Genomic DNA, 21032 nt, shown 5'->3' with positions numbered 1-21032 from the left:
AGTTAGCCGTCTTCTCCTGCCAAGCGACAAGCTCGTCGTCCAAGGGATGTGGCGTAGGCGCGATCGACCTGCCCATCAAGGGGACTCAGCAATCCAGCCTTGCAATTCATGGTGACTTTTTCGCGATGACCTTGTTGGTCGCTGATCTTGAGAACCAACTGCCAATGGTTTTTGGCGCTGCGCGTGATCCCCTCAGCACAAACCGGGCCCGTACAGAGCCCTGGGGAGGCCAAAGCGGGGGGAGTCCAGCAAATCCAGACCGCAAGACAGCAGCACAACAGTCGAATCATGCGGAGTGCTCCAGTTGATGTTCTTCTAGGTGAGAGGGGAGCGAATCGTTGTTCTCGTTCGTGGGGTGGAAGAAGTTAAAAATATCTTGAGCCAAGACTGGACCCACACCAGGCGCTTTCGCGAGGGTGTCGACGGATGCCAGTTGTATGGCGTCGATCGAATGAAAGTGGGACAACAAATCGCGCACACGCTTGGCGCCCAATCCAGGAATGTCCGATAAGCGAGAGCGCTTCATCCGTTCGCCTCGCTGTTGCCGATGAAAGCTCACAGCAAAACGGTGGGCCTCATCCCGGAGTCGACGAAGCAACGCAACTCCCAGCTGATCGGCTTCACTCTCAAGCGGTTGACTTTCTCCAGGGAGGAACACCTCTTCCCTCTGCTTTGCAAGGGAGCACACATTCAAATCGTCATGGAGATTCAGTTCTCGGAGAGCCTCCATGACAGCAGAAAGCTGACCTTTACCACCATCAATCATCACGAGATCAGGCCAGTCGTTCAGACCATCCGTTTGCAGAGCACTGCCTCCCTTTTGACGTAAAGCCCCGAGATCAACCCCATCAGCTTTTGCCCGTGCCCAGCGGCGAAACCGCCTTCGCATAATTTCGGCCATCGCCATGAAGTCATCGCTATGGCCCGCACGGATGCTGCTGCTTTGAATTTTGTATTTGCGGTAGTGCTGTTTCGCCGGCAAACCATCGATAAACACCACCTGTGAGGCCACCGCATCACTGCCTTGGATATGGCTGATGTCGTATCCCTCGATTCTCCGAGGAGGAAGTGGGAGATCAAGAAGTTGAGCCAAGTCTTCCGTGGATAGGGCTTGTTGTTCCTGACCTTGTTTGGCCCGAAGCAACTCAAATTCAGCATTGCGCTGAACTAATTCAATTAAGTCGGCTTTTTGTCGACGTTGGGGGCAATGAATTTGAACCTTGCGTTCACGTTGCTCCGTGAGCCATTCCTCCAGCAACAATTGTTGAGGCAGAGGATGCTGCACAAGTAGCTGGGGTGGAACTTCCACAGCATCCACTTGGCTGTAGTGCTCCTCAATGACACGTTGCAAAATCAGTCCAGGAGACAGACCAGAGGCATCGGCTGTATAGCCAAGCCGCCCAACAAGTTTCCCAGCGCGCATCTGAAACAACTGAACTGCAGCGAGCCGCTCATCACAGGCCAAAGCAAGAACATCACGGCTGACCGATGAGTCGGGGAGGCTCATCTTCTGATCAGCTGTGAGTTGATCTAACCCGTGAAGCTGATCACGCACACGGGCCGCTGATTCATAATCTGTACGATCGGCATACTTCTGCATTTGCTCCTGCAGAAGATGCTGTAATTCGTCACTTCGACCCTGGAAAACCATTGCAACCTTGCGCAATGTCCGGTGGTAATCATCGGAGCTGATCATCTCCTGACAGACTCCAGGACAGCGGCCAATGCTGTAATTCAAACAGGTGCGATCCTGATGCAGAGGTCTCGGTCTTTGACGCAATGGGAAGACACGTTTGACGAGGAACAATGTTCGTCGCAACAGCCCAACATCCACATAAGGCCCATAAAAACGATCCAAGGGGCTCCTAAAACGACGACGTCTTGTGATGAAGATTCGCGGATAAGCTTCGCTCCAAGTAATACATAGATAAGGATATTTCTTATCGTCCTTAAGTAATACATTAAAATGGGGCTGATGGTTTTTGATGAGATTGGATTCAAGGGCAAGAGCCTCTGCTTCGCTATCGGTAACGATGAATTCAATTTCACAAACCTGCCGCGTCATCAAGCGAATACGCGGAGAAAGATCGTGACGACTGCGAAAATAACTGCGCACTCGACTGCGCAAGGTTTTTGATTTTCCGACATATAAAATGCGGTCGTCACCATCACGCATCAGGTAACAACCGGGTTCAGCAGGAATATCTTTTAAGCGTCGTTCCAGACGCTCCGGCTGGGTGAGCAGCGGCGTGCCTGAGATTGAGTCAGCCAAGGGTTGATCAGCCGCCGTAGTTCCACCCCGTTGAAGCCAAGTTGAGGGCCTCACCGTCTGCAATCAAACGGGCCGACTTCACCGCACCCACAAAAACGGTGTGATCACCGTGCTTAAGCGAGCCAACTAGCTCACATTCAACGCCGCCGATTGCATCGTCGAGCAAAGGAAGTCCGAGTTCACCTTCGGTGAAGGGCGCAGCGTCAAAACGACCGCCCAAGCCTTTCTGAGGCTTAAAGAACACCGCAGCCAAATCCTTCTGGTCGGCCCTTAAGACGTTGAGCGAGAAGCGCTTGGTGGCCTCAATAATGGCGTGGCTGCTGCCATCGGCCCGAACACCCATCACCACCAAAGGTGGCTCGAATGAACCCTGGGTGACCCAACTGGCTGTAAAGCCATTCACGTCATCACCATCCCGCACGCCACAAATAAACAGTCCATGGGGGATTTTACGAAGCAGAACTTTCTTGGCGTCGGTATCGAGGCTCATGGCACCCAAGCTTTTTCAAAAATCTAGGCAGCGATCAGCTGCATAGGATTCGACCAACGCGAACTGTTCAGATGCGGGCGCTCTATCCCGGCAGCTTCGATCCCCTTACGAATGGTCATATGGACCTGATCGAACGGGCTTCCCTCCTATTCGGCGAGGTGATTGTTGCCGTCCTGGGCAATCCGAGCAAAAAGCCAGCCTTCAGCGTGGACCAACGAATCATGCAAATCCGATCATCGACGGATCACCTCAAGGGCGTTGAAGTGATCAGCTTTGACGGACTCACGGTGAATTGCGCCAAAGACCACAGAGCCGATCTGATTCTGCGGGGATTACGCGCCATGAGCGACTTCGAATACGAGCTTCAGCTCGCCCACACCAACCGCTCCCTCGACGACACCCTGGAGACAGTTTTTATGGCAACGTCCACCCGGCACAGCTTCCTCAGCAGCTCCGTTGTCAAAGAGGTGGCGCGATTCGGAGGCGCAATTGACCACATGGTGCCCAAAGAGGTGGCGCTCGACCTCAACAGGCTCTTTAATTCAACTTTCTTACCCCACTGAGATGGACGACGTGCGGCTCACCGTTCTCGATCAGCTTGATCAGCTCGAGGAGGTCGTACTGGAGGGCAGTCGTCTCCCATTTACCGGTGGCCGACTCGTGAATGAAGGGGATGCCGTTGAAGTTCTCGATGCCGTGCGGGACGCTCTTCCAAAAGAAATTGAGAGGGCGGCAAAGCTGATTGAACGCCGCGATGAGTTCATCAATACCGCCCGGCAGCAAGCAGAAGAAATCGTTCAACAAGCGCAACGTCAGCGGGAGCAGCTCGTCAATAGTGCGGCGATTCGGCAAGAGGCTGAACGTCAGGTGAATGACCTTCGTGATCAAACCCGCCAACAGTGCGAACAGCTCCTTCAAACAACCCGTCAGCAAGGGGCCCGTTTTGAACAGGAGGTTCAAGCCAAAATTGCCGAACAGGAGCAAAGCTTTGCCGCCCGCCGGCAGCAGCTTGAACAAGAGGCCTTGCAGCGTCGTCAGGAACTCGAACAGGAAGTTGTTGAATTACGTCGACAGGCCGCCGAACAACACGACAACAATCGAGCTCAAGCGCAGAAAGATTTGGAAGCCATTCGCAATGAAGGTTTGCGTCTTCAAAAAGAAGGTCGTGATGAAGCCGAGCGCATCCACAACGATGCATTGCAATTTCGGCAGCAAACTCAGCAACAGTGTGAGGCGCTGATCCATCGCAGCCGACAAGAAGCTGCTGGTGTACAAGACGGCGCCAACCGCTATGCCGAACAAACTCTGGGGGAGCTAGAGGCACGACTTAAAGATATGGCGCAGATCGTTATTGGTGGCCGCCAAGAATTAGTCAAAATCCAATCAATTCGTTCCGATTTGGGTTCAAACCAGTCGAATCCACCTCAAGCAGCTGCGCCCATCAATCGCGGACGCCGTTCATCATCTCGTTTCCGTTCCATGAAGGGCATTGGCTAACCCGCTGACTCGCTAGAAGCACGTCCCCCATCACGGCATTGGGGGCTAAACCCCCGTTCGAGATCATGCTCACGTAACGGGGACCATTCTGGGTTTCAAGAACCCCTGAGGTTGATTTCACTCCAGACAACGTTCCTGTTTTTCCCCAGAAACGTCCATAAAGCGATGGTGTTCTGAACCGATTTCTGAGGGTTCCTCGTTGGCCTGCAATCGCCATCGAGGCCTGGTAGTAGCTGCCGAGTGGATGCTGTGCCATGCGCCAAAGCAAGGTTGAAATGGCTCGACTGGTCAGACGATTGCCACGGGACAACCCACTGCCATCACGGATACGCACGCCTGCCATTGGAACACCTTGGGATTGCAGCCAACGGGTAGTGATCAGTGAAGCCCGTCCAGGATCCCAGCTATTTGCAGCTTCGCGCATCAATACTTCTGCCGTGAAGTTATGACTTTCGGTATTGGCCAGGCTGAGCAAGGCATGCATGGGGGCCGATTCCTCGCTGTGCAACACAACGCTGTTTTGCAAAGTGCTGCTTTGCAAAGTGCTGTCTTGAATGTTGCGTGAGGTTGATGCCGCGACCACCGAACGGTCGTGATCCACCAAATCAAGCTGGACTTGTCCGCCTTGACGACGAATCGCCAAATCCAGAACCCTCTGTAATCGAGCTACAGGGTTCATCACAGCCATGTGAAGCGCATTACTCGTGAGGGCTAACCGGGTTATGGGTGCCCCGTAGGCGTAGGAACGATCAGAAGGATGCCAATCGCTAGGCCACCAACGCTGACGGGGTTCTTCGCGAACGATCAGGGAGACCGGTGCCGTTGAGGCTGATGCGCCACGGGAGCCACCTTGCCCAAGTGCCACCATCGCGATGCGTTGCACCTCAGCAATGCTCAAATCGGGATCCCCTTCGCCGACGAGTTCCAAGCTGCCGTTGGGATGCCGTAGAAGCTGGGTGCGTAAACGAAAGTCCGGACCAAGACGATCGAGGGCAAAGGCAGTACTGACAAGCTTTTGGTTCGACGCCGGAATCCGTGCGAGTCCTCCATTGAGATCCGCCAGTAATTGACCGCGGTCGTCGACCACACTGATGCTCCAGGCTCGACTCTCGGATCCCACTGCAATCTCCACCGATCGTTGGAGGGCAGGACAGAGAGGGCCCATGCCGAGGAGAGCGCGACCCTGACGTTGTTGAACGGGAGGGGGTGCAAGTAATGGCGTGGCATCAGCTCCAGTGGCGTGGAGCGACGACAGCAGAACCAGGGCCGTGAAGCAGCGCATCACGGAAGCGTGATCCCGCTGACCACGCCACGGAAGCGATAGAGCCGTCCTTGCACATCCACTGGCACGCCAATTTTGAGCTTGGTGCCACCAAAAACAACACCCGACGCATCAGCTTCAGCCTCTGCCTTCAATAAAAAACGCAGATGAAGCCCTTGGGTTTGATTAGCAATCTCGGCTTCCAGAATTCGACCATCCGGGTGGACAGCCATCAATGGCGGGGTGACATTCACAACGTCGAGAAGTTCAACACGACCCGCCGGTTGGTTGCGAATCACGATATCGACATTCCCTTCATCGCGAATCGACTGCAGCAAGAGTTCGGGCTGAGCCAATTGCAATTGCCGAATATCCACACTGACCCCAACCGGTTGCATCGCCCCTGTTGCCTTGGCGATGGCCTGATTCAACTTTGGAGACCACACCACACCCACGAGAGCCAGGCAAGCAATCACTGCCGCTGCACCATCGATGGGCGACAGGTTGCGAAGCCAGTTGAGGCGAGTCATAAATCCCCACGGGGACACGAACCATAAAGACAGTCGGTGCAGCAATCAAGCTGGATTTCGCTCAATTTTGAAGCCCATCGAGAAAGCGGTCGACGCTTTTGAGCTGCTGCTTCAAGCCATCTGGATCCTCACCAGCCAAAACGGCAGCAATCGTTTCTGGATCTGGGCGAGTTTCGAAGGACGACAGCGGGCGATACCCATCCGGATCCAAGCGAAACAACTGCCAAGTTTCGGGATAGGACCTAAACAGAGCTCCCCCGTCCAGCGGTTGAAGCCAATACGCCTGCTGCCAGGTGGCAACAAAACCGCGTCGACGCTCCCGGGCCACGCTTCCAATCCCCACGGCGGCATCTTCCAAGCGGCCGTTGAGCATCAATACCGGGCCGGCGTGGTCCTCACACACCGCCTCAAATTCGTCGTAATCCGAAGGCTGAGGACCAACCGCCAACAAAACTCGCTCATCAGGACTGCTCGACTCCATCCGCTTCAGCTGATTGAAATCCATCGTGATGGCACTGAGGTCGTCCGCATCGCGCCGCGCTAAAGCCGCAGCACCAGCATCCGGCCACACAATGCAAACTGGACAATCCTTGGCCAACAGGGCGCGGGCAAGCCTGAGTGCTACGGGAAGAATCCGTAGATTTTCAAAGCGAAGATTGGCGGACCAGCGACGTGCTGAACCGGAGGCAAGTGCTGCAACAACCGCATCCTGAAGTTGTGCTTCCGCCATCAACAGGTCAGCTGGCAGCGAGCTTGTTGCGTCGTTCATCGATGTCATGGCAAAAGCATCTCAGGAGAGGGCTCGCTGAGCGGCAACAACATGGTCAGGGACTTGCATCAAAGTCTTGTCATCCAACCAAGGACCAAGGGTGAAGCGCAAACCCGACTGTCGCCACGGTTCAGGGATATTCATTGCGGTGAGAACAGAACTGTCTTGCCGCTGTCCTGAACGACAAGCACTTCCACTACTACAAGCCACACCTCGACGGGCCAACTCTCGAACCATCGCCCGAGCAGGAATGGGCTGACCTTCTGCAGACCCGACAAGAACAGCGATGTGATTTGGCGATCGCTGATCGACGTTGGGGCCCAACAATGACAACCCCGGAATCTCCAAAAGCGCTTCGAGCAGAACATCCCGTTGACGTCGAACGTCAGGCCCGGAACCTGGTGGAATCGTGTCGCCACTCAGGTGATACGCAGGAAGTACGGATAGGGCTTGAGCCATACCAGCAATCAGAGCTAAGGCTTCCGTTCCCGAGCGCAAGCCAAACTCCTGACCACCACCCCCTTGAACCGGCACTAACGGATGGCTCGAATCTCGGATTAGGAGGCCAATCCCACGAGGGCCTTGGAACTTATGGGCCGACAGGCTGATCAAGTCGGAATGAAAACGATTGAATTCAGGACAACCCTGAGGAATGAGTTGGGTGGCGTCGCTGTGAAATGTGATGCCCCGGTCGCGACAGGCCCGCCCGACCAGGGCAGTGGGCTGAAGTGCACCGACCTCGCTCTGGGCAGCAATCAGCGAGACCATGCGAGTTGGTTCATCCAAAAGCTCCTCCATAAACTCCAACCGAATCAGACCCATCGCATCAACGGGCCAGAACACAACACTCCAACCCTTGTTTTTCAATTGATCTGCAGCGGCAAAAACAGCCGGATGTTCCACCCCAGACACCACGATGCGACCGGGGGCATGGCTCGCCGCTGAACCGAGAATGGCGAGATGAACCGACTCTGTGGCACCTGAGGTAAAGATCAACTGATCGGGCGCCACGGCAAATCGCTGCGCGAGCTTCCAGCGACACCGCTCCAGCAACTCAGCAGCTTTCACACCTGTGTTGTGCAAGCTGCTGGGGTTCCCCCAGGCCTCTTGCTGCGCACAAACAACGGCCTCAATGACGTCCTGCCGAGGCGGAGTGGTCGCTGCCGCATCCAAATAAATCTCAGCTTCCACCACGTTCAAAGCGCGAGCGTGTGCGCTGCTCTAAAGAATCGCTGGCGAGGTTCAACATCGAGTCCAACGAGGTGTCGTTGAGAAACGCTTGCACCTTTGCCAGGGCTGCCGCTTCATCCTCTGGCGAAGGAGGTGATGTGGTCTCGACAGGAGTGATCGCCTCGGGTTGAACCATTGATTCAGAAGGGGATGGGGCGGGCACCAACTCCGGCGTGATCACCCCATCGAACACGGCCTCTGCAGGCCCCGTCATCAAAACTGATCCGCGACGCCCCGGCCAAGAAATAAGAAGAGGGCCTCCAGGCAGCATCACCTCGGCTTGCTCGTCGGCAAGGTCGAGAAGCACAGCTGCTACGAGCGTGGCGCAGGCACCTGTGCCACAAGCCAGGGTTGGGCCAGCACCCCGTTCCCATACCCGTATTTCCAAGCGGTGACGGGAGTGGACCTTGAGGAAATGCACATTGGTCTTGGCAGGGAAAACGGGATGCACTTCCAAGGCAGCCCCCCATTGCTCGAAGGGAATCAGGCTTAGGTCATCGACGGGAACCACCACGTGGGGGTTGCCCATACCGACCGATGCAACATTGAGCGGAACGCCATCGATCTCGAGCGACCCTCTCGGCAACCCTCCCAGAGGCTCCAGGGTGGTGGGGATCGACGTTGCCTCCAAAAACGGGGCGCCCATATCCACCCGCAACTGCCCATTCGTCATTAACTCGGGGCGAATCATTCCAGCTGGAGTCTCAATCGCCCATCGACAACCTGGGGCCTCTCCATCGGTGTCTGCCAGATAACGGGCAAGGCAGCGAATGCCATTGCCGCACATCTCAGCTTCCGTGCCATCGGCATTGAAGATCCGCATGCGTAGATCGCCATCGGCCTGGGGTGGGAGAGCCAAAATCACACCGTCACCCCCGACACCAAACCTGCGATCACAAATTCGCCGAACCCAGTTGGGATCTGGGTCTGAAATAGCAACATCCAGCTGATCCTGACGCCCCTCAAGAATCAGGAAGTCGTTGCCAAGACCCTGATATTTGCTGAACTGCAGCATGCTCCCCCTTCGTGTGTTCTGAATTTTATGGAGACCACGCCCCTAGATCCGAGTCTTCCGGGTGTACGGATGCTGCAGACCTGGATTCGTGAAGGTCTCGCTGTCAGCATTGCTGTCCTTGAACAGGAGCGCATTGAGGGCCGACTGATTTGGCAGGACCCTGAGTTTCTGGCCCTCGAACGTCTGGGCTCAACACGCCCTGTTTTGATCGCTCGCCGGCACATCACCTTGATTCGATCCATCGATTGATCAACAGGTGTGTGGCACGATCGCAGCCAAGCCACATGCGGGTCCCGTGAACGCTGCCTCTTCTTCAGCTTCAGCCAATAGCCCCCTGCAGGAGAACCGATACGACCCCTCGGCCCTTGAACAGCGATGGAGAGCCCGATGGAAAGACCAAGGGCTGGACACCACTGAGGCCGAGTCCAACAAACCGGGCTTCTTTGCCCTTTCGATGTTTCCGTACCCATCAGGAAGCCTGCACATGGGCCATGTGCGGAACTACGTGATCACTGATGTCATCGCTCGTGTCCAGCGGATGCGCGGGGATTCCGTATTGCATCCCATGGGCTGGGACGCCTTCGGATTGCCCGCAGAAAATGCTGCCATCGAACGCAATATTGACCCCGGTGAATGGACGGACCGAAATATCGACCAAATGCGAGACCAACTCGATCGACTCGGACTATCCATCGATTGGGATCGCGAACAAGCCACGTGTCATAGCGATTACTACCGCTGGACCCAGTGGCTCTTCCTCGAATTATTCGATGGCGGACTGGCGTACAGAAAAAACGCAACGGTGAACTGGGATCCGGTGGATCAGACGGTGCTGGCTAACGAGCAGGTGGATGCCGATGGCCGTTCCTGGCGTTCAGGAGCACTGGTCGAACAACGCCAGCTCAACCAGTGGTTCCTTCGAATTACCGATTACGCCGAAGCCTTGCTGAACGACCTCGACAAGCTGAAGGGTTGGCCTGAACGGGTCCGAACCATGCAAGCCAACTGGATTGGGCGGTCAGAAGGGGCCGAAATCACATTCCAAGTGACTGGGTCGAGTCAACAATCAATCACGGTGTTCACCACGCGACCCGACACCTTATCGGGGGCTAGTTACGTGGTGTTGGCCCCAGAACATCAATTGGTGGACGGGCTCACAACGGAAGAGCACCTGGCTTCCGTTGATCAGTTTCGAAAGCAAGTTGCTCGCCTCAGCACGATTGAACGCACCAGTGACGAAATGCCCAAGCAAGGGGTTGCCACTGGAGCCTGCGTCACAAACCCACTCACTGGCGAACAACTGCCGGTCTGGATCGCCGATTACGTCTTGGCCGACTACGGAACTGGTGCGGTGATGGGCGTACCGGCTCACGACCAACGGGACATCCAGTTCGCGAAGGCCAATGGATTGGCGGTCCGTCAGGTGATCGATGCCGAGGGTGCCAAAGAAGCGATCGAAGCAGGAAAGGCGTGGACAGAGCCAGGAACGCTGATCAACTCCGGTTTGTTTGATGGCCAGCCCTCAAACCAAGGCAAGGCATCGATCACGGCCCATGGAGAGACGGCCGGATGGGCCACCAGAAAGGTGACCTACAGACTGCGTGACTGGTTGATTTCACGGCAACGGTATTGGGGCTGCCCAATCCCAGTAATCCATTGTCCCACCTGCGGTGTTGTACCCGTACCCAGGGAGGATTTGCCGGTGGAATTACCCCGAGGCATCGATCTGTCTGGGAAAGGGGGATCCCCTTTGAGCCAACAAACCGATTGGGTCAACGTGACCTGCCCTTGCTGTGGTGGTGCCGCCAAGCGTGAAACCGACACCATGGACACCTTCATGTGCTCGTCCTGGTATTTCCTGCGCTTTGCTGATCCCCACAACACTGAACAACCCTTCAGCAAGGAGGCCGTCAGTCGTTGGTTACCGGTGAAGCAATACGTGGGAGGGATTGAACATGCCATCCTCCATCTCCTTTATTCGAGATTTTTTACCAAGGCACTCCGAGATCGTGGACTCATTGATATCGATGAGCCCTTCGAACGTCTACTCACCCAGGGGATGGTGCAGGCCATTACCTATCGAAATCCGACCACTGGTAAGTACATCGCAACAGCAGATGTGAGCGATCCCAATGATCCGCACGATCCAACTACTGGCGACAAACTCGAGGTGTTGTTCGAGAAAATGTCGAAGTCGAAGTACAACGGCGTTGATCCGGCAGCAGTTATCGATCGCTATGGCGCCGATACCGCACGCATGTTCATCTTGTTCAAAGCACCTCCCGAGAAGGATCTCGAGTGGGATGACGCTGATGTTGAGGGGCAATTCAGATTTCTGCAGCGACTCTGGCGTTTGGTTGAGAGTGCGTCAACAACGCTGACCAATCTGAATACAACGGACTGTCCAGAAAATTTGACGGTTCAGGAAGCCGATGTTCGTCGAGCCCTTCACTTAGCGATTGATGCGGTTAGTGATGATCTCAACGATGAAATTCAGCTGAATACAGCCATTTCTGAATTAATGAAGTTGTCGAACACGATCACATCATCGGGACCTGATCGTCTTCGTTCTCCCATCCTCCAGGAGGCACTATCTGGCCTGATTCGATTGCTAGCTCCCTTTGCACCGCACATTGCCGAGGAGTTCTGGAGTCGTCTCGGTGGTGAGGGCAGCGTGCATCAACAGAGCTGGCCCTCGGTGGATCCCAGCGCATTAATCCAAGACACCATTTCCATCGTGATCCAAGTGAAGGGCAAAGTTCGTGGGAGTATCCAAGCGCCAGCTGATGCAGACAAGGCAACACTTGAATCCATGGCGCTATCCAGCGATGTAGCCAGTAAGTGGCTTGAGGGAGCACCACCAAAACGAGTCATTGTTGTTCCTGGAAAACTCGTTAATCTTGTACCATAAATTTTAAGCTAGGACGCAATCTATAAACAACTACGATTAAAAAAATCAAAAAAATATAAATCTAAAGACTACGAATGTTTACTGATCTAAAGTGAATCTCTAGTCTTTGCTGAAACGCATGCCGGCAGGATTCGACCAGTCACCTTGGGCATTGTATTGGCGCTTATTACCAGCGAGATGTCGCATGATCCAAAAGATGGACTCATCACTGCCATCGTCAAGAACTTGCCGAATCTCAGACACGGTGCGAGGCACACCATCCTGCAAAACATTTTCCACACGTTGTTGCAGATCGAGAATGGCGGCTGCTGCCTTCTTTCCAGCCTCGACGCCAGGCTGGTGATAGGCATTGACATTCACCAACTCGCCATACAGCCCGACAGCTCGCTCAAATAAAGCCACAAGAGCCCCTAGGCGACGTTCATCGAAGCACCGCATGGTGATCGTCATGTTTTGACGTCCACCTTCTGTAAGGGCCGATCGTGTTCCCTGTAAAAAGCCATCAAGGAAGTCGCCGGGACGCTCATCTTTAATGGCGGGAATGTCTTGACTATCTTCAATCTCTTCAATGAATGTGGCGAAAAAGTTATCAACTCCATCACGCAACTGTTGGACGTAAGCATGTTGATCAGTGGATCCTTTATTGCCATAAACAGCAATACCTTGGTGCACAACATTGCCATCCCGATCAAGGCGCTTACCAAGAGACTCCATCACCAGTTGTTGGAGATAGCGGCTAAAAACTTCGAGTCGATCGCGATAGGGGAGAACCACCATGTCGCGACGACCTTTCCCATCTCCAGCCACATACCAAGACGCTGCCATCAGAGCGGCAGGATTCCTGCGGCTATCGGCCACTCGCGTGGCTTCATCCATCTGAGCCGCACCGGCCAAGAATTCTCTGATATCGGAACCAATGAGTGCACCAGGTAGCAATCCCACGGCACTTGTGATGCTTGTGCGACCACCCACCCAATCGAACATGTCGAAGCGTTTGAGCCAGGCTTCCTGCTGGGCCTGTTGATCAAGCCGGCTGTTCAACATCGTGATCGCTACCGCTTGGCCAGCCCACTGACCTCCGTCAGCCTCCAGCTTTAAGCGAGCTTGCTCCATGCCGATATGAGGCTCGGGTGTTCCACCGGACTTGCTCACCGTCACCACCAAGGTGGTTTTAAAGCGACCGGCCAGACCGCCAAGAACGTTGCTCATCCCGTTGGGATCAACATTGTCGAGGAAATGAAAGGGGAGCCCCTGGTTGTTGTTCTGGAGCGCGCGAATCATCAAAGCCGGGCCAAGGCCACTGCCTCCGATCCCAATCCACAACACATCCGTAAACGGAACTCCGCTAGGGGCCTTGATCTCACCCTGAACAACAGCATGGCCAAAAGCCTCGATGTCATCGACTTCACGGGCGATGTGGCTTCGAAGGTCATCGGACGGAGCCAGTTGGGGATTCCGCAGCCAGTAGTGGCCGACTTGCCGTTCTTCATCGGGATTCGCAATGGCACCCGCCTCAAGCTCATGCATGGCGGTGAAGGCGCGATCCATCGCTGGTTGCAACGCCTCAAGCTCAGAAGCATTGAGGTGCATTCGGCTGACATCCAGCCACAAACCAAGATCGTCGTGATACCAAAGGAGATCACAAAACCGCTGCCATTGAATCTGAGCGTCGCTAGCGCTGAAATCCGGAAAGCTCACGGGGGAGTTGCTGCTGATATCTGCTGAAGCTATCCAGGATCTGACGAAATGCGCACTTTCTTGGACACCCCGGGTAGTTTCATCCGAGTTCCTTCGCATTTGGCCTTCCTCCTCAATGCCTGATCGTCTGCGCTTTATCGCTGCAGGAGCCTGTGCTGCCGTAGTTATCGGACTGGGCTTCTTCCGCACTACGCCAGGCATCGACGTGCAACCAGGCCAGAGGCAATCCACGCTGGAAGGGAATCTCAATCCGGCCGATTTCAGCGTTGAGGAATTGCAAATCCTCCAACGACGTTTCGGCGTGCATGGCCCCCAGACACCTCTGGCCCAGCTCTTCACCGATGGGATGGATCAACTGCAACCCCTGCGGTTGCGAACCCTTGACCGTCTCCAAGCACTCAAGCCAGCCATCCTTCGTGAATCGGCAAGGCATCGCGTGAATCCGATGTTGGTGACGGCAATTTTGTTCGATGAAATACAACATTCCAAACCAGGGGAAGGGTTGCCGTTTATTGCCCATTCGGGCTTGGTTAAAACCCATGGACCTGCCCAACTCGGCATCAGCGAATTAATTCATCAAAAGAAACTCTCCCCACAGCCCACGGCGGATGAAATTGCTTGGGCACGGGATCAATTGTTGAATCCAGAACAAAACGTGCGGCTCTTAGCTGGAAAACTGCAACGACTGAAGCGTGAGTTAGGCCTCTCACCCCATGAGGTGCTCCAAGCCAGCCGCTCTTATCTGGACGCAAAAGCAATTGCAACCCTCAGCTACTTACACAACGGCAAACTCGACTACCCGGCAAGAGTGCTGCGTTACATGCAAGACCCGGAACTGCATGGCCTGATCTACTCGGCTCGAGCTCCAGCTCGAGCCCATTTCATTTAGGGGTGTCGAACTGACAATCTCTCTCAAGGGACACAAAGATCTCCCAAAGCAGCAAGTCGCCCCTGCAAGGCTGACCAATCGAAACTACGCGGATCGGCTCGTTCACCGCCAATATCCACATGACGATGAGTGGTGACTGAGGTTGGGGAGAGATTGAATGCTTTCATCCATCCGGATAACACCAGGGCCAAGGCGTCGTATTGCTGAGACGAATAGCCACTGTGGCCAGAACCACCGTGCGCACCACTGGATGGCGTTTCAAGACTCAGGTGAAGAGCGAAATTATTGACCGATCCCTTAAGCCTTTTATTCGTAATGGCCCATTCCCCAAGGAAGGCTGAATAGCCGGCTCCATAGGCCCGCATGAGTGGGTCTACCAGGTCGAGGACACGACCATCCCGACTAATGAGGGTGTGGTAACTCACTTGGTCTTCATCTCTGGGGTGCGGCGTTTGAAAGGTGTTCACAGCAGAACTCACTGAATACACCGTTTCATGCAAAACAATCACCCGAGGAGAGGGATCGAGGCGACGACCAAAAGCGTCTTCGCTGAAGCGCTTGCCAAAATTGGTTGAATCAATGGGCACAAATGTGCGCCACGAACCTGAACGCTTCTGGAGGGTTAGCAACCGGGATCGAATGCCTTTATCGATGCTCGAGCATTGGCGAGCCAACGGCGAACGCCACGAACGGGAAAGGGGTGCGACTGGCACAGATCCAAGCGGAGACGGCTTGCGCTTAGTGCCCTTGTCCTCACTCACCTGGTCGAGTAATTCCAACAACGAAGGACGATCAAAAACAAGCGAGAGCATCCGGCCATCAATCAGCGACCAACCCAGCACGACAAAACCGATTGAGCCAATGGCAAGTGCTGACAGAGCAGTTTTTTGATGACGTCGTAAAAGCGAAAAAGGTTGCTCTCGGCAACGGTTCAGAAAGTTTTGAACCATTGCTCTCGTAAGGCCAATTGATTGGATGACGCCTGAGGATCGAAGTCCAAGCGCCAAGACTCAATGGCCGTTTCGGGCTGTAGGAGCGTTTCTTTCATCAACCCCCGCCGCACAAAAGACACCTGAACTTCAGAACAGTTACGCATGAGATCAGCAACGGCTTCGATGCATCGGACACGGAAGCCATTGATCGCCAGGATTTCGTCCCCAACAACCAAGTTGGCCCTCATGCCTGGGCTGTTCTTCATCACCCGTTGAACCACCAGATCACCTGCTGAAAGTTTCAAGCTCAGCCCATGGTGGGGGGTCTGTTGTTGGACAGACTCCAGGCGCAGACCAATGAGCCCAGCGGAGTGCTCAAGCGGAATCGCATTTGTGTCGTCAAGCCAGTGGTCCAGTTCTGCAGGAAGGCCGCTGTCCACAGATGAGAGCCATAGATGTAGATCGTCTCTGCAAAAACCACGACGTTGTTCGCCAAAGAAACTCCATAGATGGCGAAGCAACACTGGAAGGGAGGACCCAAAACTGCGGAGGCGGACGTCCAGGCAAAAAGCCACTGCAGCTCCCAGCCGGTAGTAGCTGATCTGGGTATCGCGTGAGGCAGGTGTGGCCTTGTACAGCTTCACCCAGGCCTCTTCTGCACTCATCGACAGAGATTGAATCGACCGTCCAGGCGACATCAAGACACTGGACAGCTCCTCACCAAAGTCCTCTAAAAGCATGGTCTGGTCTGTACATCCAGCCCACAGCGGAAGAAAGAGGTCGTAGTAGCTCGTGATGCCCTCAGCAAACCACAACCCCTCACAGATCACCGGTTGGGAATAGTTGTAGGGGCGCAATTCGACGGGACGAAGCCGACGCACATTCCACTGGTGCAGATACTCATGGCCGACCAGCTGAAGCAGCTGCCTGTATCCCTTCTTGCTGGCCAGGGCAGACCAATTGAATTGCAAAACAGCACTGTGGTCATGCTCCAGGCCGCCATACCCCTTTTCAAGAAGTTGTAGAACCAGTTGGTATCGGTCTCCTGCGGGGGGAGGCGTCCCCATCAGATCGCAGGTGGCCTGGCAAACGCGCTCGATGTCCGAGATGATGCTCTCCGGCCAACCAAAAGGGGGAGCGCCAATCAGGAGAAGTTCATGCCGATGTCCATGAACGGTGAACGGCTCCACCGCAAATGAACCGGCATGCAACGGGGTGTCGATCAGCGCATCGAAATCCGGGGCAAGCCAACCCTTGACTGACGATTCGAGGGGGAGATGCACTTGCCAGTGGGAAGGAGCTGACACCTCCAAGTGATGGGGCATCCAACGGAAGCCCTCGATCTCCATCGCCACCGAAGCCAGACTGAGGGACGCAAAATCCGGGTCCAGCAAGCCAGTCCGCACCGTGAGGTCCCGAGATTCAATCGCGTAGCTGAGCGTGACCGGCTCGAGCGTTGTCAGCTCGCACAGCCAACGACTCGGGGACAAACGACGAACCTTTTGAACCGTTGAACCATTGCTCAGCCGAAGACTGTGAAGGTGTTGAGCGTGATCTCGAACGGTGTAGGACCCTGGGGTCCAGACGGGTAACTGAAGAATTTGGCGATTCCACTGGGGCGTCCACTCCATGTGGACCCAAACCGTTTGGCTGGCTGGTTGGGTTAGGTCGAGTCGAATCTGAACCGAATCGCTCACATCAGTCCTGCAGAAGAGACATGGAGGCTGTTGTTAAGCGATCACTCTCGATATTGATCTGATCGATGGCAAACAGCAGCGCATAGCGACGCGCCACCCGCTGAAGTCGAGCTTCCAGTCCAGGGTGAGAACTGATGCGTTGAAGGTCGCCACAGAGACAGATACATCCATCAGCCTGACGAGACCAGCCCAGCGGACGACAGTCACCGCAAGAGGCCACAAGGTCTGCGGGCACTGGGACTGAACCGACATCATCAAGGTACCCACCGAACTGAACCTTGAAGCCCTCTTGGGTCAAGGCACGAGCCAAATAATCGAGCCGCGTGTACACGGTGGGCAGGATGGAGAGATGGGACATTGACCAATCACCTGCTTTGACCGACCCTAGCCAGCAAAATCCGGCTGACCAGGCCCTTTTACATCCGTATTCAGACGGTGTTCCTTCCCTGATGACCCCGTTAAGGATCGGAGTGATGGCCTCCGGTAATGGAAGCAATTTTGAAGCGATCGTCCAGGCCATTCAGGCCGGACGCCTTGGGGCAGACATTCCACTTTTGGTGGTTAACAACAAAAACTGCGGCGCCCACCAGCGGGCTGATCGCTTTGGCATTCCTGTCGAAGTGGTTGACCATCGTGGCTACACGGATCGAGAAGCCCTCGATCGTGAGCTGGTTTCCCTCTTTCAAGCTCAGCAAGTGGACGTTGTGGTGATGGCCGGATGGATGCGGATCGTGACCGATGTATTGGTGGATGCCTTTCCGGAACGACTGGTGAACATCCATCCGTCACTCCTGCCTAGTTTCCGTGGACTCGATGCTGTGGGACAAGCCCTTCAAGCAGGGGTGTCGATCAGTGGCTGCACGGTGCACATCGTCACCGCCGACCTTGATGCCGGACCGATCCTTGCTCAAGCCGCGGTTCCAGTGCTCGCAGCCGATACCCACGCCTCGCTTTCAGGACGCGTGCAAAAGCAAGAACACGTTTTGCTGCCAGCAACGCTGCAGCAAAACGCTCACCGCTGGCGTCAGGGGTAGATGGGTTGCAAGGGCAAACCGGTCTCCGGCGCCAAACCCGCCATCAGATTGAGACACTGCACGCCTTGGCCCGCCTGTCCTTTAATCAAATTATCGATCGCGCTCATCAACACCAATTGCCCCGTCCGATTGTCCACTTGGACGGAAAGGAGCGCTCGGTTCGTGTGTCGCGCCCATTTTGTTGCGGGGTAGGTACCAACAGGCAGGACGGTGACACAGGGATGGTGGCGATACACCGCGTTGATCACCGTTGTGCAGTCTTCCGCTGTTAAGCCTGGATCCCTTAAGCGGGCATACACCGTTGAAAGAAGACCACGAACCATCGGCACCAGATGCGGGGTGAATTGAAGCTGGATGGTTTGGCCGGCCACGTCTTGGGCCATTTGCTCGATCTCGGACGTGTGGCGATGACCAATCACGCCGTAGGGAGCAATCGACTCGGAGGCCTCCGCCAACAACATGGCTTCTTTGGGAACCCTGCCACCACCAGAGGTTCCGGTTTTGGCATCAATGATGATTCGATCGGTATCGATTAATCCTTGTTTGAGGAAAGGAAGAAGCGGCAACAGACTCGCAGTTGGGAAGCAGCCAGGTGCGGCCACAAGTTTTGCCTCAGCGATGGCGGGTCCGTTCCATTCCGGGAGCCCGTAAACAGCTTCACGACAAAGTTCGGCATCGGTCCGATTGATGTTGCTGGCTTCTTGGGCGTACACCTCGAGCCACTGATCTAAGGAGCGATATCGAAAATCTGCGGATAGGTCGACAACCCGAACGCCGCGATCAAGTAATTGCGGTGCCAGCTGACAGGCAAGGCAGTTAGGAAGGCTCAGAACGGCATAATCCGCCACCTCCGCGATTCGAGCTGGATCGACGGATTCAACGAGGGGATCATCCGGCAGTGGCAAAAAGGGGCAGATCGAACTCCAACGCCGGCCTGCACTTCGTTCTCCTCCCAGGAACGTCACGGAAAGAGACGGGTGTCCTTGCAGTAGGCGGATGGTCTGAAGGCCGCCATACCCAGAGGCGCCGATGACGGCCACACGCCCCCCAGACGTCGCCGCCATTTCAACCATCGTTGACGGTGTGCTGCTTGGCATCGGGGAGCTCACTGAACGATCGATCGTACAGAGATCGATAATGGGGGCTTATTCCGATCTTCCAGGCTCCTGAACCCCAGCTCCCCTGCTTCTTCCAACGACCCGATTCAATTCGACAGCATTGCGGATGCACTCGTGGCCATTCGCAATGGAGCCTGCGTGGTCGTCGTGGACGACGAACAACGTGAAAATGAAGGGGACCTCATTTGTGCGGCGCAGTTCGCCACCCCAGAGGCGATCAATTTCATGGCAACGGAAGCCAGAGGGTTGATCTGTCTCGCCATGGAGGGAGACCGCCTTGATGAACTGGATCTCCCGCTCATGGTGGATCGCAACACAGATGCCAATCAGACAGCCTTCACCGTCAGCATTGACGCTGGCATTGAACATGGCGTCACCACAGGCATTTCAGCGGATGACCGGGCTCGGACCATTCAAGTTGCCCTCAACCCTTCAACAAGGCCTGCGGATCTCCGCCGTCCAGGCCATATCTTCCCCCTCCGTGCACGCTCTGGGGGCGTCTTAAAGCGCGCTGGCCATACGGAGTCGGCTGTTGATTTATCCCTGTTGGCTGGCCTTAGCCCAGCTGGTGTCATTTGTGAGATTCAGAACACCGACGGCTCCATGGCTCGCTTGCCAGAGCTCAGGGCCTACGCCGACCAATGGGGCTTAAAACTCATCAGCATTGCCGATCTGATTCGCTACAGGCTTGAGAACGAGCGTTTCGTCAAGCGGATGGCGCACGCCGAACTGCCAAGTCAGTTCGGCGCATTTCAAGCGATCGGCTACAAAAATGATCTCGATGGATCAGAGCACGTTGCCCTGGTGAAAGGAGACCCAGCGTCTTTGCGGGAACCGGTTTTGGTGCGGATGCACTCGGAATGCCTCACCGGAGATGCCTTCGGATCACTGCGCTGCGACTGCCGCCCCCAACTGGAGGCGGCGCTTCGCCAAATCGAAGCCGAAGGACAGGGGGTCGTGGTGTACCTGCGACAGGAAGGTCGTGGCATTGGCTTGATCAACAAATTGAGGGCCTACAGCCTTCAGGACGGTGGACTTGACACCGTTGAAGCGAATGAACGATTGGGCTTTCCAGCCGACCTACGCAATTACGGGGTTGGAGCACAAATCTTGTCCGACCTTGGGATCCACAGGCTGCGGCTACTCACCAACAATCCACGCAAAATTGCCGGATTGGGTGGATACGGCCTTCAGGTGGAAGAACGCGTTCCCCTCGTGATGGACGCAGGAGACCACAATGCCGATTATCTCGCTGTGAAGCGAGACAAACTTGGCCACTTATTTGAGGCGGACACGCCGTGCACTGTGTTGGCCATGGCGGTTCGCGGGCAACCAGACACTTGGCCACATGTGCGTCGACAGGTGGAATCAGTGGCGCATGAGCATGGCTTTCAAATGGACGCACTCCATGAACCAAGGCTGCTCGCCCTTTGGGACAGACCGCAATTCGTTTGGAAGATCAATCCTGGTGATCGTGATCCGTACCGGTTAATCCAAGCGTTGGCCAAGATTTCAGGCACAGAAGCCTTAGGCCTGATGCGCGTTCCAAGCGAACGGATGGCACTCCATCCACCTCAAACATTGGAACGTCTCGATCGAGAGTTCACAGACTTGGGTTCGGATCAGGGGGCTGGCCTAATCAAGACCAGCCCGGTTCTGTTGTTTTGGCGCCATTCAGCACAATGACGC

At 55.3% G+C, this 21032-nt stretch carries 20 protein-coding genes; 7 read left to right on the top strand and 13 right to left on the bottom strand.

Annotation, left to right across the window (positions count from 1 at the left end; genetic code table 11):
• Positions 1–2: 2 nt before the first annotated feature.
• The 3 genes from BL107_RS07790 to BL107_RS07780 are packed head-to-tail and all read right to left on the bottom strand — an operon-like array spanning position 3 to position 2762.
• A complete protein-coding gene (locus tag BL107_RS07790) occupies positions 3–290 on the bottom strand; it encodes a hypothetical protein (RefSeq protein ID WP_009789768.1) in 288 nt (95 codons plus the stop codon).
• Positions 287–2272 carry an excinuclease ABC subunit UvrC gene (gene uvrC / locus BL107_RS07785; RefSeq protein ID WP_009789767.1) on the bottom strand — a complete coding sequence of 662 codons (1986 nt, stop codon included), beginning with the start codon at positions 2270–2272 and terminating at the stop codon, positions 287–289. Before uvrC ends, BL107_RS07790 begins: the two co-directional genes overlap by 4 nt.
• A 7-nt stretch (positions 2273–2279) precedes the next feature.
• Positions 2280–2762 (bottom strand): flavin reductase family protein, encoded by a 483-nt coding sequence (locus BL107_RS07780; RefSeq protein ID WP_009789766.1) that lies wholly within the window; start codon positions 2760–2762, stop codon positions 2280–2282.
• Positions 2763–2833: 71 nt separating this feature from the next.
• On the opposite strand from BL107_RS07780, the gene coaD reads away from it, so the two are divergent.
• Both coaD and BL107_RS07770 read left to right on the top strand, forming a co-directional pair.
• Positions 2834–3325 (top strand): pantetheine-phosphate adenylyltransferase, encoded by a 492-nt coding sequence (gene coaD, locus BL107_RS07775; protein ID WP_009789765.1) that lies wholly within the window; start codon positions 2834–2836, stop codon positions 3323–3325.
• A gap of 1 nt (position 3326) precedes the next feature.
• Positions 3327–4259 (top strand): hypothetical protein, encoded by a 933-nt coding sequence (locus tag BL107_RS07770; RefSeq protein WP_009789764.1) that lies wholly within the window; start codon positions 3327–3329, stop codon positions 4257–4259.
• On the opposite strand, the gene dacB is transcribed toward BL107_RS07770, so the two are convergent.
• From dacB to dapF, 5 genes are all read right to left on the bottom strand, one after another.
• Positions 4204–5541 (bottom strand): D-alanyl-D-alanine carboxypeptidase/D-alanyl-D-alanine-endopeptidase, encoded by a 1338-nt coding sequence (dacB, locus tag BL107_RS07765; RefSeq protein WP_009789763.1) that lies wholly within the window; start codon positions 5539–5541, stop codon positions 4204–4206. The two genes, BL107_RS07770 and dacB, sit on opposite strands and share 56 nt — an antisense overlap.
• Positions 5541–6050, bottom strand: coding sequence for a DUF4330 domain-containing protein (locus tag BL107_RS07760; protein WP_009789762.1), 510 nt, complete (start codon positions 6048–6050; stop codon positions 5541–5543). Before BL107_RS07760 ends, dacB begins: the two co-directional genes overlap by 1 nt.
• 61 nt (positions 6051–6111) lie before the next feature.
• Positions 6112–6828: a DUF1995 family protein gene (locus BL107_RS07755; protein WP_009789761.1), complete on the bottom strand. Its 717-nt coding sequence runs from the start codon at positions 6826–6828 to the stop codon at positions 6112–6114.
• A gap of 12 nt (positions 6829–6840) precedes the next feature.
• Positions 6841–8013, bottom strand: a complete 1173-nt coding sequence (locus BL107_RS07750; RefSeq protein WP_009789760.1) for a cysteine desulfurase family protein — start codon at positions 8011–8013, stop codon at positions 6841–6843.
• Positions 8000–9064, bottom strand: coding sequence for a diaminopimelate epimerase (gene dapF / locus BL107_RS07745; protein ID WP_009789759.1), 1065 nt, complete (start codon positions 9062–9064; stop codon positions 8000–8002). The genes BL107_RS07750 and dapF overlap by 14 nt, the downstream gene beginning before the upstream one ends.
• Positions 9065–9091: 27 nt before the next feature.
• On the opposite strand from dapF, the gene BL107_RS07740 reads away from it, so the two are divergent.
• Both BL107_RS07740 and leuS read left to right on the top strand, forming a co-directional pair.
• Positions 9092–9313, top strand: a complete 222-nt coding sequence (locus tag BL107_RS07740) for a hypothetical protein (protein ID WP_037988313.1) — start codon at positions 9092–9094, stop codon at positions 9311–9313.
• Between the two features lie 46 nt (positions 9314–9359).
• The gene (leuS, locus tag BL107_RS07735) at positions 9360–11975 is read left to right on the top strand and encodes a leucine--tRNA ligase (protein ID WP_037988887.1); all 2616 of its coding nucleotides are present in this window, start codon (positions 9360–9362) and stop codon (positions 11973–11975) included.
• A gap of 99 nt (positions 11976–12074) precedes the next feature.
• Here leuS and BL107_RS07730 read toward each other — a convergent pair whose 3' ends face one another.
• Positions 12075–13673 (bottom strand): glucose-6-phosphate isomerase, encoded by a 1599-nt coding sequence (locus tag BL107_RS07730; protein ID WP_009789756.1) that lies wholly within the window; start codon positions 13671–13673, stop codon positions 12075–12077.
• Positions 13674–13788: 115 nt separating this feature from the next.
• On the opposite strand from BL107_RS07730, the gene BL107_RS07725 reads away from it, so the two are divergent.
• Complete coding sequence (locus BL107_RS07725; RefSeq protein WP_006169700.1) at positions 13789–14562, top strand: hypothetical protein; 774 nt, start codon at positions 13789–13791, stop codon at positions 14560–14562.
• A gap of 23 nt (positions 14563–14585) precedes the next feature.
• On the opposite strand, the gene BL107_RS07720 is transcribed toward BL107_RS07725, so the two are convergent.
• Genes BL107_RS07720 through BL107_RS07710 form a run of 3 tightly spaced genes read right to left on the bottom strand, consistent with a single transcriptional unit; the run spans position 14586 to position 17549 of the window.
• Positions 14586–15512, bottom strand: a complete 927-nt coding sequence (locus BL107_RS07720) for an N-acetylmuramoyl-L-alanine amidase (protein ID WP_006169698.1) — start codon at positions 15510–15512, stop codon at positions 14586–14588.
• Positions 15494–17191 carry a M61 family metallopeptidase gene (locus BL107_RS07715; protein ID WP_009789754.1) on the bottom strand — a complete coding sequence of 566 codons (1698 nt, stop codon included), beginning with the start codon at positions 17189–17191 and terminating at the stop codon, positions 15494–15496. The genes BL107_RS07720 and BL107_RS07715 overlap by 19 nt, the downstream gene beginning before the upstream one ends.
• Position 17192: 1 nt before the next feature.
• Positions 17193–17549: a hypothetical protein gene (locus tag BL107_RS07710; RefSeq protein ID WP_009789753.1), complete on the bottom strand. Its 357-nt coding sequence runs from the start codon at positions 17547–17549 to the stop codon at positions 17193–17195.
• 91 nt (positions 17550–17640) lie between these two features.
• Between BL107_RS07710 and purN the strand changes: the two genes are divergently transcribed.
• Positions 17641–18225, top strand: a complete 585-nt coding sequence (purN, locus tag BL107_RS07705) for a phosphoribosylglycinamide formyltransferase (RefSeq protein WP_232192855.1) — start codon at positions 17641–17643, stop codon at positions 18223–18225.
• On the opposite strand, the gene argC is transcribed toward purN, so the two are convergent.
• Positions 18216–19289, bottom strand: coding sequence for an N-acetyl-gamma-glutamyl-phosphate reductase (gene argC, locus BL107_RS07700; RefSeq protein ID WP_156779503.1), 1074 nt, complete (start codon positions 19287–19289; stop codon positions 18216–18218). The genes purN and argC overlap by 10 nt on opposite strands.
• 168 nt (positions 19290–19457) lie before the next feature.
• Between argC and ribBA the strand changes: the two genes are divergently transcribed.
• Positions 19458–21029: a bifunctional 3,4-dihydroxy-2-butanone-4-phosphate synthase/GTP cyclohydrolase II gene (gene ribBA / locus BL107_RS07695; protein ID WP_009789750.1), complete on the top strand. Its 1572-nt coding sequence runs from the start codon at positions 19458–19460 to the stop codon at positions 21027–21029.
• The last annotated feature ends 3 nt before the right edge of the window (positions 21030–21032 follow it).

This window comes from Synechococcus sp. BL107 (genome assembly GCF_000153805.1).
Classification (GTDB): Bacteria; Cyanobacteriota; Cyanobacteriia; order PCC-6307; family Cyanobiaceae; genus Parasynechococcus.
The sequence above is the reverse complement of the archived record's forward strand: the minus strand, read 5'-3'. Positions and strand labels throughout refer to the sequence as shown.

Coding starts and splice junctions, on each gene's coding strand:
- BL107_RS07790 (WP_009789768.1), bottom strand. CDS start 290: ATGATTCGACTGTTGTGCTGCTGTCTTGCGGTCTGGATTTGCTGGACT.
- BL107_RS07780 (WP_009789766.1), bottom strand. CDS start 2,762: ATGAGCCTCGATACCGACGCCAAGAAAGTTCTGCTTCGTAAAATCCCC.
- coaD (WP_009789765.1), top strand. CDS start 2,834: ATGCGGGCGCTCTATCCCGGCAGCTTCGATCCCCTTACGAATGGTCAT.
- BL107_RS07770 (WP_009789764.1), top strand. CDS start 3,327: ATGGACGACGTGCGGCTCACCGTTCTCGATCAGCTTGATCAGCTCGAG.
- dacB (WP_009789763.1), bottom strand. CDS start 5,541: ATGCGCTGCTTCACGGCCCTGGTTCTGCTGTCGTCGCTCCACGCCACT.
- BL107_RS07760 (WP_009789762.1), bottom strand. CDS start 6,050: ATGACTCGCCTCAACTGGCTTCGCAACCTGTCGCCCATCGATGGTGCA.
- BL107_RS07755 (WP_009789761.1), bottom strand. CDS start 6,828: ATGACATCGATGAACGACGCAACAAGCTCGCTGCCAGCTGACCTGTTG.
- dapF (WP_009789759.1), bottom strand. CDS start 9,064: ATGCTGCAGTTCAGCAAATATCAGGGTCTTGGCAACGACTTCCTGATT.
- BL107_RS07740 (WP_037988313.1), top strand. CDS start 9,092: ATGGAGACCACGCCCCTAGATCCGAGTCTTCCGGGTGTACGGATGCTG.
- BL107_RS07725 (WP_006169700.1), top strand. CDS start 13,789: ATGCCTGATCGTCTGCGCTTTATCGCTGCAGGAGCCTGTGCTGCCGTA.
- BL107_RS07720 (WP_006169698.1), bottom strand. CDS start 15,512: ATGGTTCAAAACTTTCTGAACCGTTGCCGAGAGCAACCTTTTTCGCTT.
- BL107_RS07710 (WP_009789753.1), bottom strand. CDS start 17,549: ATGTCCCATCTCTCCATCCTGCCCACCGTGTACACGCGGCTCGATTAT.
- purN (WP_232192855.1), top strand. CDS start 17,641: ATGACCCCGTTAAGGATCGGAGTGATGGCCTCCGGTAATGGAAGCAAT.
- argC (WP_156779503.1), bottom strand. CDS start 19,289: ATGGCGGCGACGTCTGGGGGGCGTGTGGCCGTCATCGGCGCCTCTGGG.